20 protein-coding genes are annotated in these 17,870 nt (G+C 31.3%); all 20 read right to left on the bottom strand.

All coding sequences use genetic code 11. From position 1 onward, the window contains the following. Window positions 1-159: 159 nt before the first annotated feature. The 20 genes from murA to prfA all read right to left on the bottom strand — a co-directional run bounded on the left by murA (window position 160) and on the right by prfA (window position 17,803). On the bottom strand, window positions 160-1,422 hold the full coding sequence (murA, locus tag KDK92_RS10015) for a UDP-N-acetylglucosamine 1-carboxyvinyltransferase (RefSeq protein ID WP_250859126.1): 1,263 nt from the start codon (window positions 1,420-1,422) through the stop codon (window positions 160-162). A 28-nt stretch (window positions 1,423-1,450) separates the two neighbouring features. Then, window positions 1,451-2,098 (bottom strand): hypothetical protein, encoded by a 648-nt coding sequence (locus tag KDK92_RS10010; protein WP_250859125.1) that lies wholly within the window; start codon window positions 2,096-2,098, stop codon window positions 1,451-1,453. Window positions 2,099-2,236: 138 nt separating this feature from the next. Next, the gene (locus tag KDK92_RS10005; RefSeq protein WP_250859124.1) at window positions 2,237-2,635 is read right to left on the bottom strand and encodes an ATP synthase delta/epsilon chain alpha-helix domain-containing protein; all 399 of its coding nucleotides are present in this window, start codon (window positions 2,633-2,635) and stop codon (window positions 2,237-2,239) included. 17 nt (window positions 2,636-2,652) lie between these two features. Further along, complete coding sequence (gene atpD, locus KDK92_RS10000; RefSeq protein ID WP_250859123.1) at window positions 2,653-4,050, bottom strand: F0F1 ATP synthase subunit beta; 1,398 nt, start codon at window positions 4,048-4,050, stop codon at window positions 2,653-2,655. A 74-nt stretch (window positions 4,051-4,124) separates the two neighbouring features. Next, window positions 4,125-4,943 (bottom strand): F0F1 ATP synthase subunit gamma, encoded by an 819-nt coding sequence (locus tag KDK92_RS09995; RefSeq protein WP_250859122.1) that lies wholly within the window; start codon window positions 4,941-4,943, stop codon window positions 4,125-4,127. A gap of 28 nt (window positions 4,944-4,971) precedes the next feature. Beyond that, window positions 4,972-6,477: a F0F1 ATP synthase subunit alpha gene (gene atpA / locus KDK92_RS09990; protein WP_250859121.1), complete on the bottom strand. Its 1,506-nt coding sequence runs from the start codon at window positions 6,475-6,477 to the stop codon at window positions 4,972-4,974. Window positions 6,478-6,483: 6 nt separating this feature from the next. Continuing rightward, entirely contained in the window at window positions 6,484-7,065 is a 582-nt protein-coding gene (locus KDK92_RS09985; protein ID WP_250859120.1) for a F0F1 ATP synthase subunit delta, read from the bottom strand. Beyond that, window positions 7,001-7,492, bottom strand: coding sequence for a F0F1 ATP synthase subunit B family protein (locus KDK92_RS09980; protein ID WP_250859119.1), 492 nt, complete (start codon window positions 7,490-7,492; stop codon window positions 7,001-7,003). The genes KDK92_RS09985 and KDK92_RS09980 overlap by 65 nt, the downstream gene beginning before the upstream one ends. 12 nt (window positions 7,493-7,504) lie before the next feature. Beyond that, entirely contained in the window at window positions 7,505-7,744 is a 240-nt protein-coding gene (gene atpE / locus KDK92_RS09975; protein ID WP_250859118.1) for an ATP synthase F0 subunit C, read from the bottom strand. A 69-nt stretch (window positions 7,745-7,813) separates the two neighbouring features. Further along, window positions 7,814-8,446, bottom strand: a complete 633-nt coding sequence (locus tag KDK92_RS09970) for a F0F1 ATP synthase subunit A (protein WP_250859117.1) — start codon at window positions 8,444-8,446, stop codon at window positions 7,814-7,816. Between the two features lie 485 nt (window positions 8,447-8,931). Then, entirely contained in the window at window positions 8,932-10,119 is a 1,188-nt protein-coding gene (locus KDK92_RS09965; RefSeq protein ID WP_250859116.1) for an acetyl-CoA C-acetyltransferase, read from the bottom strand. 371 nt (window positions 10,120-10,490) lie between these two features. Next, a complete protein-coding gene (locus KDK92_RS09960; protein WP_250859115.1) occupies window positions 10,491-11,528 on the bottom strand; it encodes a glycosyltransferase family 4 protein in 1,038 nt (345 codons plus the stop codon). Window positions 11,529-11,609: 81 nt separating this feature from the next. Further along, on the bottom strand, window positions 11,610-12,098 hold the full coding sequence (locus KDK92_RS09955; RefSeq protein WP_250859114.1) for a deoxycytidylate deaminase: 489 nt from the start codon (window positions 12,096-12,098) through the stop codon (window positions 11,610-11,612). Between the two features lie 380 nt (window positions 12,099-12,478). Beyond that, window positions 12,479-13,108: a uracil phosphoribosyltransferase gene (gene upp / locus KDK92_RS09950; RefSeq protein ID WP_250859113.1), complete on the bottom strand. Its 630-nt coding sequence runs from the start codon at window positions 13,106-13,108 to the stop codon at window positions 12,479-12,481. Between the two features lie 91 nt (window positions 13,109-13,199). Then, complete coding sequence (rpiB, locus tag KDK92_RS09945; RefSeq protein WP_250859112.1) at window positions 13,200-13,649, bottom strand: ribose 5-phosphate isomerase B; 450 nt, start codon at window positions 13,647-13,649, stop codon at window positions 13,200-13,202. Between the two features lie 67 nt (window positions 13,650-13,716). Beyond that, window positions 13,717-14,169 (bottom strand): low molecular weight protein arginine phosphatase, encoded by a 453-nt coding sequence (locus KDK92_RS09940; RefSeq protein ID WP_250859111.1) that lies wholly within the window; start codon window positions 14,167-14,169, stop codon window positions 13,717-13,719. Between the two features lie 13 nt (window positions 14,170-14,182). Beyond that, complete coding sequence (locus tag KDK92_RS09935; protein WP_250859110.1) at window positions 14,183-15,232, bottom strand: L-threonylcarbamoyladenylate synthase; 1,050 nt, start codon at window positions 15,230-15,232, stop codon at window positions 14,183-14,185. A gap of 20 nt (window positions 15,233-15,252) precedes the next feature. Then, on the bottom strand, window positions 15,253-15,954 hold the full coding sequence (locus KDK92_RS09930; RefSeq protein WP_250859109.1) for a ZIP family metal transporter: 702 nt from the start codon (window positions 15,952-15,954) through the stop codon (window positions 15,253-15,255). Window positions 15,955-16,080: 126 nt separating this feature from the next. Then, complete coding sequence (locus tag KDK92_RS09925) at window positions 16,081-16,422, bottom strand: ribosomal protein L7/L12 (protein WP_250859108.1); 342 nt, start codon at window positions 16,420-16,422, stop codon at window positions 16,081-16,083. A 307-nt stretch (window positions 16,423-16,729) separates the two neighbouring features. Beyond that, window positions 16,730-17,803, bottom strand: coding sequence for a peptide chain release factor 1 (prfA, locus tag KDK92_RS09920; RefSeq protein WP_250859107.1), 1,074 nt, complete (start codon window positions 17,801-17,803; stop codon window positions 16,730-16,732). Between the last annotated feature and the right edge of the window lie 67 nt (window positions 17,804-17,870).

Here is a 17,870-nt window from a genome sequence, read left to right as displayed (position 1 = left end):
TAATAAAAATTTATTCCAAAAATACATACTATACACTCTTGATAAAAAATCACTTTCATTGAATTTTTTCAAATCAATAATTATCCACAAGTTCAATAATTCATAATTGCCTATATAGTAAAAAATTAAATCGTCAGGATAAAATATCCTAACGATTTATCAACTTTCCATTTCCCGTCTTATATCTACACCCAATCCTTGCAATTTTTTCTCAATCTCAACATATCCTCTATCAATGTGCTTTACTCCACTTATAACTGATTCTCCCTTTGCAGCCAAAGCCGCTAAAATCAAGGCTGCACCAGCTCTTAAATCCGTCGCTCTCACTTCAGCTCCTGTGAGATTTTCTACTCCTTGTATAGTGGCAGTTCTTCCTTCAATTTTAATATTCGAACCCATTCTTTTAAGTTCCGCCACACACATAAACCTATTTTCGAATATCGTTTCTGTTATAATACTTGTGCCTTTTATGGTAGAAAGCAGACTCATCATCTGTGATTGCATATCAGTAGGAAATCCTGGATAAGGAAGTGTCTTAATATCAACAGGTAGAAGTGTATCTCTTCCATCAACTATTATACTCTCACCTTCTATCTCCATCATTACTCCTGCTTCAGCTAATTTTGCTATAACTGGTTTCAAATTGGATTCATTAATGCCATTAATTTTAATTTTACTATGTGTTATTGCAGCCGCTATCATAAATGTTCCAGCCTCAATCCTATCGTAAATAGGCGTATATTCTACTCCTGTTAGATAATTTACCCCACTTACAATTATTCTATCTGTTCCAGCACCATAAATTTTTGCTCCCATAGCTATGAGAAAATCAGCTAAATCCTCAATTTCTGGTTCCTCTGCTGCATTTTCAATAATTGTATCACCTTTTGCCAACACAGAAGCCATCATTATATTTTCAGTTGCTCCCACAGAAGGATAATCCAAATATATTTTACTCCCAATCAATCCTTTCGTTCTCGCTTCAACATAACCATGACCAATATTTATATCTGCCCCTAAAGCTGTCAATCCTTTCAAATGTAAATCAATAGGCCTTGTTCCTATATTACATCCTCCTGGCAGAGAAATTCTGAACCTACCTTTTTTAGCAAGTATTGGTCCCATCAATAAACTTGAAGCTCTCATTTTTCTAACTAGGTTTCCATTAGCTTCAATACCCATATTATAATTATTATCAATTAAGATTTTTCCCGTTTCCTTATCTATTATTACATCAACGTTCAGACTTCTTAGTATTTTACCTAATACATATACATCTTCAAGCATTGGTGCTTTATTTATTATTACTTCATCATCAGTCAGAATGGAAGCAACCATAATTGGTAGTACAGCATTTTTGGCAGTACTGATATTCACTTCTCCACTCAAAGACTTCTGCCCATTAATTATTATCTTATCCATTTTAATCCTCCACTCAATTATTACAATATTAATAATCCATAAATATCTCTTTATCTCCAACTATCATGAAATGTTCTCTACCATATTCAATTAAAATAATGTGACTTATTTTTCTCTTCTTAAGTGGTAAAATAAAAAATTTATGATATATTATTATTTCCTTTCCTCTTGCAAAGTCAATATCATCTATTTCATATCTTGTAGAATTATAATATTCTTTTATTGTTGCATATCCACTCTCTAATTCATCATTCAATTTATATTTAATATTTGTAGTTACACTCTTTATAAATAAAAACTTTTCACTGTCTATTTTCTCTAAAAGCTCCTCAATCATTACTTTATCTGAAGATATTATCTTTATCTTTCCTTGTTTGTTCTCTGAATCTAAAACTATGTATATTTTTAAATCTAGAGATTCTATATTTATGAAGCTTTTATTGTCAATTTTACGATATTTTACTTCCTTGTTATCATTCTCTTTTTTTTCTAAACTATAAAAATATTTTTCTACTCTATGAAAATCATGAAATTTAAATTTAATTTCAATTCCACGTTCATACTCACCTAAAGTAATTCCTGAAATATTTTCTTGAAATGCATCAAATTTAGGTTCACAAAAAATCAAATTACTCTCTATAACTATAATCATCAAAATAGCAACAAATCTGTTCATGTCCAAGCCTCCTACTTTTATAATTGCCATTATTTCAAAAATTAAACTATAAAGATTTAAATAATTTATAAGTTTCTATATAACTAATATATTTTTATATCAAAAAAGTGTGAAAGCGTAAGATGAACTCCTAAAAGTTCAACTTACGCTTTCAATTCTTGCTAGTGCTCTCATTAATGCCTTTTCGGCCCTTTGTATATCAATCCCATCTTTATTTTTGTCTATTCTATTCAAAGCTCGTTCTTTTGATTTCTTTGATCTATTTATATCAATATCCTTTTTCCACTCACAAGCTTCACAGGTTATTAATACATCTCCATTTTCATCAACATTCAATATCCCAAATGATAAGAATAAAGTTTCTCTCGAACTCTTCCGTACAACCTCGCCCCTACAAGGAACAATAAAAACAACTCGAGCTTCATGATTAGATAGAATAGAGAACTTTCCATCTAGATCTTTTAATTTTATTTCTTCTATCTTATCTTCCATAAAAGTTCCCTGAGTACTAATTATTTTAATGTTGAATTCTCTCATAAATTCTCTCCTTGATTTTATTCTTCTTTTAACCTTTCACCCTTTTCTCTTACCTCTTCTATGCCTCCTACATAACTAAAAGCTTCCTCAGGGATATTGTCTAGTTTACCTTCTAAAATTTCTTTGAATCCTTTAACAGTATCTTCAACTGCTACAAACTTTCCCTTCATACCTGTAAATTGTTCACCAATGTTTAATGGTTGTGAAAAAAATCTTTGTACCTTCCTTGCTCTACTCACTATCAATTTATCCTCATCTGATAATTCATCTATACCAAGGATTGCAATAATATCTTGTAATTCCTTATATCTCTCAAGTATATGTTTAACCTTAACTGAAATATTATAATGTTCTTCTCCAACAATCTCTGGATCTAATATCCTTGAAGTTGACACCAATGGATCTACTGCTGGATAAATTCCAAGTTCCACTATCCCTCTTGATAAAACAGTTGTAGCATCAAGATGCGTAAATGTTGTTGCTGGCGCTGGATCAGTAAGATCATCAGCTGGAACATACACTGCTTGAACAGAAGTAATAGCCCCCTTAGTGGTGGATGTTATTCTCTCCTGCAGCCCTCCCATTTCTGTAGCTAATGTAGGTTGATATCCTACAGCACTTGGAATTCTTCCTAATAGAGCGGAAACCTCTGAACCAGCTTGTGTGAATCTAAAAATATTATCAATAAACAATAATACATCCTGCCCCTCATCTCTAAAATATTCAGCTATACTAAGTCCAGTTAATGCAACTCTCATTCTTGCTCCTGGTGGTTCATTCATTTGCCCAAATACAAGTGCAGTGTTATTTATTACTCCACTCTCTTTCATTTCATAATATAACTCATTTCCTTCTCTACTTCTTTCACCTACTCCTGTAAAAACAGATAATCCACCATATTGTACAACTATATTATTTATTAATTCCTGAATTAGCACAGTTTTTCCAACACCAGCCCCACCAAAAAGTCCTATTTTCCCGCCTTTCGGATATGGTGCCAAAAGATCTAATACCTTTATACCAGTCTCAAACATTTCAGGCTTAATCGCTTGTTCATGGAATGGTGGTGCTTCCCTATGTATAGAATAACGTTTTTCACATTTTGGGGTTTCTCCACCATCTATACACTCACCTAATACATTAAACACTCTTCCTAATACTTCTTTTCCTACTGGAACTGTTATTGATTTTCCAGTATCAATAGCCTTCATCCCTCTACGTAACCCCTCGGTATCTTCCATAGCTATACACCTTACCACATCATCACCAATATGTTGTTCAACTTCTGCTATAATTTTTTTATGCTCAAGCTGAATTTCTATAGCATTGTATAGGGATGGTAACCCTCTAGTGTCATATTTTATATCAATAACAGGTCCGATTATTTGTACAATTTCTCCTACTCTCTTTTCCATTTCAAATCACCCTTTTAAACATTCAAATAATAAATCAAACAACTTACTCGTCTTTATAATTCTTTTCATGCCCTTTATTTCAATGCCTCTACGCCTCCAATAATCTCACTTATTTCATTAGTAATATTGCTTTGACGTATTCTGTTATACCTTTTCCTAAGATCTGCCAATAACTCTTTACCATTTTTTAGAGCATTATTTGTAGTTTCTATTCTGAAACTCAGTTCTGATGTTTTTGATTGCATTAATATATTTAATATTACACTGTCAAAATACAATGTTAAAATATCTTCAACTGAAATCGATTTTTGCTCATTCCACTGTTCTTCTTTAATATCAAATGGAAAAATTTTTTCAAGAATCAATTCTTTCTTTATTACTGATATAAATTTATAATATATAGCATAAATTTCACACTTTTCTTCTTTGAAATACCTCATAATCTTATTGCTAATAATTCGACTTTCTTTAATACTGGGATAATATGGTAACTCAACATATTCAGCTATAGTTTCTCCACCTATAGCACCTATAAAATCTCTACCTTTCGTTCCACAAACTATAAACTTACAATTTTTATTTTTTTCTTTTTCAATAAAGGCTCTCTTTGCTGTTCCACTATTAAATGCACCACATAACCCTAGATCAGAACTCATAATAATAAATAGTTTTTTTCTCTCATCAATTTCTTTCACATATTCTTTCAAATTCTCATTTGTTAAAAGCTTATTTACTCCATCCTTCATTTTTTTGGCATACTCATTATTTACATATAAATTAGACTTGCTTTTGGAGAATTTAGAGTTTGCTACCATACTCATAGCTTTAGTAATTTTCATTGTGTTTTCTATAGATTTAATTCGCCTTTTAATCAATGCCAAACTTGCTGCCACAAAAATTTTCCCCTTTTTTAATTTATTTTCATGTGCCTAAGAATATTTTTTTAAACTCTACAACTGCATCATCTATATTATTTTTGAATTCATCGTAATTATCTTCTTTTATGTAATTAATAATCTCTTGATGAGTATTATCCATAAATTTGAGAAATTCTCTTTCGAATTTGGTTATTTTTTTTACTGGAATATCTAATAAATAATCTTTTGTACCACAATATAAAATTAAGATCATATGATGTAGTTCCATAGGACTATTTTTATTCTGTTTTAATATTTCAACTAATCTTTTTCCTTTATCTAATTTCCTCTGAGCCTCTTTTTCAAGCTCAGAACCAAATTGTGCAAAACTAGCTAGTTCCCTATATTGTGCAAGTTCAATCCTCAAAGTACCTGTTATCTTTTTCATTATTTTTGTCTGAGCATTGCCCCCAACTCTTGATACTGATATCCCTGCATTAATAGCTGGTCTTACTCCTGAATGGAAAAGATCGGTTTCAAGAAAAATTTGCCCATCTGTTATAGATATCACATTCGTTGGAATATATGCAGTTACATCACCTTCTAATGTTTCAATAAGTGGAAGTGCAGTCATTGACCCTCCCCCTAAAGCATCCGAAAGTTTAGCAGCTCTTTCCAATAATCTAGAATGGAGATAAAATACATCACCAGGATAAGCCTCTCTCCCAGGTGGTCTCCTTAAAAGTAATGACATTGTTCTATATGCAACAGCATGCTTTGTCAAATCATCATATATAATAAGTACATCTTTCCCTCTATACATGAAATACTCACCTAAACTACACCCTGCAAAGGGTGCTATGTATTGTAGTGGAGCTGATTCTGAAGCAGTAGCACTCACAATAATGCTATATTCCATAGCTCCAAAATTTGATAATGTATTATATATCTGAGCTACTGTAGATCTCTTCTGACCAATTGCTACATAAATACATACTACATCTTTACCCTTTTGATTTAGTATTGTATCTATGGTGATAGCTGTTTTTCCTATTTGCCTGTCTCCAATAATTAACTCTCTCTGTCCCTTCCCTATAGGTACCATACTATCAATAGCTTTTATTCCTGTAAGCAGAGGTTCTCTAACTCCCTGTCTATCCATGATACTAGGCGCTTTCCATTCGATTGCTCTTCTCTCATTACTTAATATTTCTCCCTTTTCATCTAATGGTTTTCCCATTGGATCAATAACTCTACCAATGAACGCATCCCCAACGGGTATATCCATTATCCTTCCACAACTTACAACCTGTTCCCCTTCTTTTATATGTTCATCTGATCCTAATATTACACATCCTACATTATCTTTTTCTAAATTAAGTGCAATTCCATAGACTTCATCATTAAATTTTAAAAGCTCGCCTTCCATGCAATTCTTCAGTCCATAAACCCTTGCTATACCATCGCCAACTTGAATTACTGAGCCAACATCTTCCTTTTGCATCTCGTTTTGAAAATTTTGTATTTCTTTTTTTATTATATTCGTTATTTCTTCAGGTTTTATATGCATTTCACTCTACTCCTTGTTTAAGAACTCTACCCTGTTACATAATGAATAATCAATAAATTTATCACCATACAATAATGTACATCCACCTATCAAATTTTTATCTATTCTCTTTATAATCAAAATTTTCTTTCCCGTTTTTTTTTGAAGAACAGAAATCAATCGATTTTCCTGTTCTTTGCTCAGTTCTATTGAACTACATATCTTCACTTCTAAAATATTATTATCTTCTAAAAGGATAATTCTATATTGCTCAATTTTTTCTTTGAGGAATTTAATTCTCTTCTTTTCAATCAATACTAATAAAAAGTTCATCAAATCTTCTTCAATCTTATCCTTCCATATTTTTAAAAATAACTCTTTTTTCTCTCTTGTGCTAATTTTAGGATGCTCCAATATTACTTGAATCTCACTACATTTTTCTATATTCTCATTTATATTAACCAATTCATTTAAATACTCTTCCGTTTTTTCTTTTTCTTTTGCAATTTTATATAGAGCCAGAGCATATCTTCTATCCAAAAATTCATACATCAGTTTTTTCCAACCTATTAATAAATGAATTAATAATTTTCTTTTGAGATTCTTCATCAAGAACTTCTTTAAGAACTTTTTTACAAATTTCCGTACTCAAATCCATACTCATAGCTTTTAATCTTTTCTGAAATCTTACTTCTTCATCTTTTAGATTATTTGCGGCTTTTTCTCTTAACTCTTCAACCTCATCTTTCGTTCTAATCAAAGTTCTATTTCTCTCTTCCATTGCCTTTTCTTTATATTCTTCAATAATTTTACTTCCTTCTTTTTTAATATTAAGTTCTTCTTTATAAAGTTTATTCTTCTCTCCAATTATTTTTTTATTTTCGTCATCAATTTTCTCAAAGCTTCCTCTAATTTCTTCTTTTCTATTATCTAAAAAAATTATTAACTTAGAAAAAAATATTTTATTCAACACAAATAAAAGAATAATAAAATTCACTAGAGAAATAGCTATTACCTTTAAATTAATTTCAATCATGTCTTAATTCTCCTATAAACCTACAAAAATCAGTAGCAAAGAAACTAATAAACCATAAATAGCAGTGGCCTCCGAAAGAGCACCACCAATTATAAGCACCTTCAATATTTCACCAGATGCTTCTGGCTGCCTAGCAATTCCTTCAACTGCTTTTGATGTGGCTATTCCAGTACCAATACCTCCTCCTATGCAAGCCAGTGCCGCTATTCCTGCACCTAAAGCTCTCATGCCTAGAACAAATACATCTTCCATAAATAATCCTCCTTTCTAAGACACATTCAAATAAATAACTAGTCAGTATACGAGTTTATTTTCATACGCCTAATGCTCACAAATGATTTTCATATTTATCATACTTAATAAAATAAAAATAATAACTTGAAGCGTACCATCAAATATATCAAAAAATAAATGAAATGGAATTGGAATTCCTATTGCTGCTACAGGTGATATAGATATCAAGCCTTCATAGATAATTTCCAATATAAGATATGCTGCAAATATATTTCCAAAAAGTCGCAGACTCAGTGATATTGGTAAGAGGACTCTCTCCATTAAATTCAGTGGAAACATCAAACTCATTGGCTTTAAAAAACCCATAAAATATCCTTTCACTCCATTCCTCTTAATTGCAAAATATTGTATTAAGAAAAAATTCATTATACCTAATGCAAAGCAAAAACTATAATCAGTAGTTGGATTTTTAATTCCTATTAATCCCGTCATGTTACATAAAAACAAAAATATACTTAGCACTAGAAAATATACTGATAACCCCTTATACTTTTCTCCAATATTTGTCTCAACAATATTAATAAATTTCGCCACAACCATTTCCCAAAAATTTTGGTTTTTTCTTGGTATCTTCCTTATTTTTCTTCCAATAATTAAAAAGTACCCTATTAATAGCAACATAATCACCCACTGTATAATTACGCTCAAAGGAACCTTCATACATCCCCCTCCTTACTTGTTTATAACAAAAAAATCAGACACCCGTGGTAAAATTATAAACTGAACTGTAAACCCTAAAAGAAATATTAGACCACTCATAAAAGAGTTCCTAATTAAAAAAAATCCTATTGAAACAGTTATTGCTAATCTCAATAAATATAAGGAAATGAATGTTATAGCACTCATACTCTTTCTCAATAGAAAATAAAAATTAGCATAATATCTAATTCCACAATTTAATACTGCACACGAAATACCAAGTGAAAAAAATACTCCATACATAATACCTTCACTTGCACTCAAATATATCACTATTGCAAGAAGACCCAATATCGTCACAATCACTTTTTTGTTGGACTTTATCATTTTAGACGCCCCTTATATAAACTAAATTTTATTTTATTTTCCCTTAGATGACGACATTTTATACCCCATAACAAAAAAAGGCCGCTACAACTGTAGCGACCTTTTTATATGTTGGTGTTCTATTTACATTTTTCAAAGATAATTGCAGAACCTAATCCACCACCAATACACAAAGTGGCCAATCCTCGTTTAACTTTATCTCTTTTCATCATTTCATGAATTAATGTAACAGCTATTCTTGTTCCTGAAGCTCCTACTGGATGACCTAAAGCTATAGCCCCTCCATTTACATTCACTTTTTCCATATCAAATTTCATATCCTTAGCTACTGCAAGACTCTGAGCAGCAAAAGCTTCATTTGCTTCAATAAGATCAATATCTTCAATTTTCATATCAGCTTTCTTCAAAGCCTCTTTACTTGCTCCAACAGGACCATATCCCATAATTTCAGGATTTACTCCTTTAGAACCATAAGAAACTATTTTAACCATTGGCTCTAATCCTAATTCTTGTGCTTTTTCTAAACTCATAACAACAACCGCTGCTGCTCCATCATTTATTCCTGATGAATTACCTGCAGTAACTGTCCCATCTTTTTTAAATGCAGGTCTAAGCTTACTTAATTTTTCAGCAGTAACCCCACTTCTTGGGAACTCATCTTTATCAAAAACTATAGGATCACCTTTTCTTTGAGGGATATTAATAGGTACTATCTCCTCTTTGAAACGATTCTCTGAAATAGCTTTTTCTGCTTTTTGTTGAGATCCAGCTGCGAATTTATCTTGCTCTTCTCTACTTAAGTTCCATCTCTCAGCAATATTTTCTGCTGTAATTCCCATATGGTAATCATTGAATGCATCCCAAAGACCATCATTAATCATTACATCAACCATCTCTGTATTTCCCATTCTCTGACCCCATCTTGCACTCTTCATAGTATAAGGTGCTAATGACATATTCTCCATTCCACCAGCAATAATAATATCAGCATCTCCGCATTTTATCATCTGTGCAGCTAATGATATAGTTCTTAATCCTGAACCACATACTTTATTTATTGTCATTGCAGGTATTTCAACAGGTAGACCAGCTTTAACCGCTGACTGCCTTGCTGTATTCTGTCCTAAACCAGCCTGTAGTACATTACCCATTAATACCTCATCTACATTTTCTGGTTTAATACCCGCTCTTTTAATAGCTTCATCAATAACTTTTGCTCCTAAGTCAACCGCTGAAACATTCTTCAACGTTCCTCCAAAACTTCCTACAGCTGTTCTAACAGCACTTACAATTACGATTTCCCTCATTATATTTCCTCCTATAAGAAAGTATTATTATACATTTCTCACAATTCACTTAATTCATTATACTTATAAATCAAAAATTATTCAATACAGGGATTGTTATATTTTTAACACCAAACTTTAACTAAGTTAAAGTTATTGTTAAAAATATATCAAGTTAATTATTTTTTTTTCATCATTTCTTGCAATGATGAATTAACCTTTATAACTTTCATCAAAATTCGGCTTTTTTTCAAACGACACATGCTATTCTATCAAAGAAAGAGGTCACATCTAGTGACCTCTTCATCTCAATATTATTCATTTCATATACTATTTTTGTTAATTATTATGTACTACTAATACTTAAACTTAACAATGTTTTTTATTTTTTTTTATTTTTTTTCTTTTTCTTTCTCAAATACTCCCAATTTTAAACAAATCACAAATATTAAAGACACTATGCAAGCTGCAAGAAAATATGCTCTCCTGTTACTCAAATTCATAGCAAGTATTGAAAATCCTCCTAAAATACAACTAAATAAGTACAATAAAAGAACAACCTTTCTTTGTGATCTACCTGTATCCAATAACCTATGGTGTAAATGGCCCTTATCTGCCTCACTTACTGGTCTTCCATTTATTTTTCTTCTTATTATAGCAAAAAGAGTATCATATATAGGTAGCCCAAGTGCTAATATTGGTATTGCCACTGCAAATGTAGCAGCTGATTTTATTGCCCCCATTATTGATGCAGCTGCCAAAATAAATCCTATAAATTGCGCACCAGCATCTCCTATAAATATTGAAGCTGGGAAAAAATTATATGGTATTATTCCAAGTAAAGATCCACTTAAAACTGCCGTTACTAAAGCGGCATCATATCGCCCATTAATAATTGCTATTATCAATAAAGTTACTGATGAAATAAATCCAACTCCAGCAGAAAGTCCATCTAATCCATCAATAAAGTTAAATGCATTAGTAATTCCAACAACCCATATTATAGTAAAAGGTATTCCTAATAAACCTATATCCAAATATGGTATTGTTCCAGAAAAGGGATTTGTTATAACATTTATACTAACATTAAATCCAATTAACACTAGCGCAGCGCTCAATTGAAAAAACATTTTTCCCCATGGCCTAAGAGGTTTCAGGTCGTCCCATACTCCTCCTATAATAATTATTGTTCCACCAATTATAACCCCAACCTCTCCTGAAGTTATTACGCCTTCTTTGATAATCATTCCTAATAAGAAAGCAATATATATTGACACTCCACCTAATAATGCAATAGGTTTTTTATGTACTCTCCTCTCATCTTTTGGGATATCAACAGCACCCACAAGATAAGCAAATTTTATGATTATGGGAGTCAGAAACAGCGATATTATTAACGCTACACCTGAAGCCATAAATATATCAGTCATAGTTTTTCCTCTCTATTCTTCTATGTTAAGACATATTAAAATAATAATTAGTCAATCTGCCTTGTTTATTTTTTTATGTATCTAATATATAGTCTCACCCTTTATAGAATCATCATTATCAATCCATTCTTGAACCTGAATAATTCTATAGTCTTCTTCACTATTCCTTACTATAACATTTGCTATCCCAGCATTTATTATCATTCGCTTACACATAGTACATGAATTAGCATTTTCCACAAGCATTCCTGTTTGCATATCTTTTCCTACCAAGTATAAATCAGCGCCTATCATATCTTTTCTAGAAGCACTAATGATTGCATTAGCTTCTGAGTGAACAGATCTACACAGTTCATACTGTGTTCCTCTTGGAACATTCATCTTCACTCTCAAGCACTCATCTAAATCACAGCAGTTTTTTCTTCCCCTTGGTGCTCCAGTATATCCTGTGGAAATTATCTCATCATTTTTCACAATAATTGACCCATAATTTCTTCTTAAACAGGTTCCTCTAACCAAAACAGTTTCTGCTATGTCTAAATAATAATTACGTTTATCTTTCCTTTTCACAAACTCCACTCCTTAAACATCCATTTTAATCTCCGCTTATTACTAATTTTATATAAGTAATTTTCTAAGGTGTATAATTAATTTATGTGTTCAATTTATTTCTATATTTAAACAAATATAAATTTAATAGAAAACAAAGAAAAAATAATAAAGAAGAAATACGGTATCATACTCTATTCTTTATTCTTTGCATAATATTACTTTTGAATTTCTTGAATAAAATGAGTTTTTATAAAAAGCCTAAAAGGTTATGTATATCTGCATACTTCTCTATAAAAATGATATCTTATAACCGCAGTTTATTCAACTTAAATATTTGTAAACAAAAAAAACTCAAGACACTAACAAGTATCTTGAGTTTATTAATTATAATAATTGTATTACTTTGTTCCAAAAAGTCTATCACCAGCATCTCCAAGACCTGGTACAATATATCCTTTATCATTTAGTTCATCATCAATAGCCGCAACAAATATATCAACGTCAGGGTGCTTTTCTTGAAGTGCTTTAATTCCTTCTGGTGCAGCAACAATACACATCATTCTTATGCTATTAGCCCCTCTCTTTTTAAGAGCATTTATTGCATCTATAGCAGATCCACCAGTTGCTAACATTGGATCTGTAACTATTACTTCTCTTTCCCCTATATCTTGTGGAAGCTTACAGAAATATTCAACCGGTTGAAGAGTTTCTTCATTTCTATACATTCCTATATGACCAACTTTTGCAGCAGGTATAATCTTAAGCATACCATCAACCATACCTAATCCAGCTCTTAGTATTGGTACTATCGCTGTCTTCTTACCTGCAAGCATTTTAAACTTTCTTGTAGTAATTGGTGTTTTAATATCTACTTCTTCAACAGGCATATTTCTTGTTACTTCGTAAGCCATAAGCATAGCTATTTCACTTGCTAATTCTCTAAAATCCTTAGATCCTGTATTCTCATCTCTCATTATAGATAATTTGTGTTGAATCATTGGGTGATCAAAATGTGTTACTTTACTCATATTTAACGCCTCCTAAAATTAACTTCATCTTTGTATTTATATCATATTTAAATAAATAACTAGTCATAGGTATACAATGTATACACCTAATTTATTTCATATATTTCTTTTCAATTTGTGATATTTTATCAATTCTTTTCTGATGTCTACCACCTTCAAATTCAGTATTGATAAAAGTCTTAACAATATCAAGTGCAAGCCCTGTTCCAACAACTCTTTCACCCATTGCCAATATGTTTGCATTATTATGTTCTCTTGTTGCATGTGCACTGAAAGTATTATGACACAACGCTGCTCTAACTCCTGATACTTTATTTGCTGCAATACTAATACCAATTCCTGTACCGCAAATAAGTATTCCGTAGTCAAACTCTTTTGCTACAACGCTTTCCGCCACTGGAAGCGCAAAATCTGGATAGTCACAAGAATCTGAACTATCAGTTCCAAAGTCCTTTATTTCATGTCCTTCTGATACAAGATAATCAATTATACTTCTTTTTAAATTGATTCCTCCGTGATCACTCCCAAGAGCTATTCTCATTTTTCTACCTCCGCTTATTTTCTGAATTTTCTATTTAAAATAAAAAAGAAGACAAAAGGAGAAATATCTATTTTCCTTCATCTTCTTTTAATTTTTTAATAAGTTTAATTATCATTGCTTTTAATTGGTCAAATGTTTTATTATAAAAATAAACATTGCCTCCAAAAGGGTCTAAAACATCACTTTCTCCATTAATATAATTTGATAAAGAAAAGATTTTTATACTATCATTCGGATATTCTTTTAATAACATATCAGCTATTGATGAAGTCATCGTCAAAACCAGGTCTGCTTCAGCTAACATTTCCATTGTTAATTGAACAGCCTTCCTATTAGAAATATCCTTTTGTAAATTCTCATTAACTACAAGTACAGCATTTTTTGATGCTTTACTTCCATATACTGTAGCAATTCCAGCAGACGATGCACAATGGTTCTTAAGTTCGTTTCTTTCATTAAAAATGCTTTCTGCTATAGGGCTTCTACAAGTATTTCCAGTACAAACAAACAAAATTTTCATTATGCTCCTCCTTCTAAACAAATTCTATTTCATAACCAGCTGCTTTTTTAAGTCTATTCATCAATGCAAGTCCTATACCTTTTTCTTCAAAAGCTTCACTGATAATAATATCTACATTTAATTCATCAAAACTTCTAAGAGTTTCAAATAAGTTTTTGCTTATCTCTTCTAAGTTTTTTTTACTGCCTAATGATATCTTACATTCAGTATTATACGCATTAATATGTTCATCACATGTCATAATACCTACTTTTAAATTCGCATCTATATAATTTTGCACTATTTCGTTGATTTTTTCAATAGTTTTTTTCTCTTCTCCGCAAATAATTTTCATTTTAGCCTTTGGAGCATAATGTCTATACTTCATTCCAGGTGCTTTAGGCTTAAAATCATCAGTGACTTTTTTTAATATAGCAGGATCAATATAAACTTGATCATCAAACTCTTTAATCATATCCAAGGTTATAGCTCCAGGTCTTAATATACATAGCCTATCTCCTGTGCAATCTACAATAGTAGATTCGAGACCAATCTCACTTTCATTGCCTCCTAGTATAATATCAACTTTACCGTCCAAATCTTCTACGCATCTCTTCATTTCTGTTGGACTTGGTTTTCCTGATAAATTAGCAGAAGGTGCAGCTATTGGTTTTCCAGCTAATTCAATAAATTTAAGAGCCACATTATTTCTAGGCATTCTAATTCCAACTGTATCTAATCCTGCTGTTGTTTCTTTTGGAATTATATCCTTTTTTTCTAGTAATAAAGTTAATGGACCGGGCCAGAATTTATCTATTAGCTTCTTTGCTACTTGTGGTATATTTTTTGCATACTTACTGACATCCTTATCACATACATGTATAATTAATGGATTATCCTGAGGTCTTCCCTTAGCAACAAAAATCTTTTTCACTGCTTCACTGTTCAGTCCATCAGCCCCTAATCCATATACCGTTTCTGTGGGTAGTACCACAGTTCCCCCTTCTTTAATCACGTGTGCAGCATTTTTAATTTTTTCTATATCCAAGTTATTTTCATCTAATCTGTACACTTTTGTTTTCAAAAAATTTCACCCCTAATTTTCTACATTAGTGCCACTCCTGCTAATACACTTCCTAATATTATAATCAATGTATCTTTTATTTTCAACTGTTTTATATTTCTGAAAATTAATTCTTTAACAACAAGCATATATATAAACCCTGATGATACAGCGCTAAAAATCCCAACAAAAGGTTGAACTTTTTCTCCAAATCGCACACTTATAAGCATTCCCAATATAGCAGGTATAAATATAATGATACTTAGAATAATAATTTTTACTTTCTTATTGCTTTTATTCTCTTTTAGCGCTTGCTGAAACATTATCATCTCTGGAAAGATATGTAGTAAAAATATAATTATTATGTTCCAATATCCTTTCATAGCTGTAACACTCAATATAATCCCCAGAGCCATTCCCTCTGGCAATCCATGTGCTCCTAATGCAACACCTATTGAAATTGCACTAACATGCTTTTTATTAGGTAATACTATATGTATAAATTCATGCATTAGTTCAAATATTAATCCTCCAATCAGCATAAATGCTAACATTCCCAAAATGCCAATTTCTTTAATAGCTTCTGGAATTATATCCAATGCCACTATTGCCAACAAATTACCTGCTGCAAATAAATAAAACACCTTTAAATACCTATCACTCAATGGACTCAATTTCGATAAGCATATTGCCATTAAAACCATTGCTCCAATAACAATAGAATTAAACATTAATAAATTCATAAAATCACCTCTGTAAATCTTATGAACCACTTTTGTTTGCTATGACCGCAAGTGAAAACAAATGTCTAATTGATAATGGATAAAGGACAATACACTCCAAAGATATTGTTCACTTCCAAAATTCACTTAATTTAAATTTTCTTTACTAAGTAAGTCAATGTATTCATTGGCTTCTTTTAAACCAACTCCAGTAACCATTCTATATTTTTTAATAGCTTTAATTTTTTTATCTTCTGCTATTAGGCTTTTTAATTCAATATTCATATTTTTTAAAACTGTATCAGGTACTTCAATGTGATTGGATTTATTACTTCTTTTATAATAAGTTATGCTCAAACCGATAAAAGACACTCCTATAAGTGTATTACAACATCCTAATAAATATTTTTTCTCAATTAAATACATTACACCCAAAAACAAGTAACAAATACTTGAAAACAACCATAGTTTCCATACTTTTATATTCAAAATTCCTCCCCCTATCGTAAAGTTTTATCAATACACGCTTTTTCTGAATTAAGAATTATTTCTTTTTTCATGACAAAAAAATATTTTGCATATCCTAAAATCCCCCCCAAAAAACATATACAAATTATACAAAATATCAATACGCATTTCAAATACAGTATTTCATTCAAAATGAAACGAGTAAAATGCCATATTGTCCGAGGAACAATAAATTTAAAATTTCTCGGAGAGAAATGTCCTTCATTATCCATTATCAATTTTCCATTATCCATTAAAAAAGGCGTCAACAAATGTTGACACCTTTTTATTAGGAAACTCCCATATTCTTCATTTTATCAGCTTGTTCTGCTGTAATAAGTGCATCTATTACCTCATTACAATCACCATTAAGGAAATACTCAAGCTTGTATAAAGTAAGTCCTATTCTATGGTCAGTTATTCTTCCTTGTGGATAGTTGTAAGTTCTTATTCTCTCACTTCTATCACCACTACCTACCTGGCTCTTTCTGTCATCAGCTATTTCTTTATGTCTAGCAGCTTCTGCTTTTTCATATAATCTAGACTTTAATACCTTCATAGCTTTATCTTTGTTCTTCAACTGAGATTTCTCATCTTGACAAGATACAACTAATCCTGTAGGTAAGTGAGTTATTCTTACAGCTGAGTCAGTAGTGTTAACGCACTGCCCACCGTTACCCGATGCTCTAAATACATCTATTCTTACATCATTTTGGCTTACTTCGATTTCAACATCATCAACCTCTGGTAATACAGCAACAGTTGCTGTAGATGTATGAATTCTACCACTTGACTCTGTATCTGGAACTCTTTGCACTCTGTGCACTCCACTTTCATACTTTAATTTGCTATATGCTCCATTACCTTTAATCATAAATACGATTTCTTTGAAACCACCAATGTCAGTTTCATTCGCACTCATAACTTCAACTTTCCATCTATTCTTCTCTGCATATTTAACATACATTCTAAATAAGTTAGCTGAGAATAACGCCGCTTCATCTCCGCCAGCGCCACCTCTGATTTCAACAAAAACATTCTTTGCATCATTAGGATCTTTAGGTAAAAGTAACAACTTTAGTTCAGCATGTAATCTTACTTCATTCTTCTGCTGCTCTTTTAGATCTTCATTTATCATTTCTCTCATGTCTTTATCAGTTTCTTCTCTAAGCATTTCTTTATTAGACTCTATTTCTTCTAGAGCATTTTTATATTCTCTATACTTATTAACTACATTCTCTAATTCAGCATGTTCTTTGCAGAGTTTCTGCCATTCTCTTTGATTTGACATTATAGTTGGATCACAAATTTTTATGGATAATTCAGCATATTTACTCTCTAGGAAATCTAATCTTTCTAACATGTAAATCACTCCGCTTCTCTTATTTCATATCAAATTATTATATCATATTAACTCATAATAGGTCAAA

The organism is Oceanirhabdus seepicola, from assembly GCF_023684385.1.
In the GTDB taxonomy this organism is placed as follows: domain Bacteria; phylum Bacillota; class Clostridia; order Clostridiales; family Clostridiaceae; genus Oceanirhabdus; species Oceanirhabdus seepicola.
Note: the sequence above shows the minus strand (reverse complement) of the source record. Positions and strands in the feature narration are given on the sequence as shown.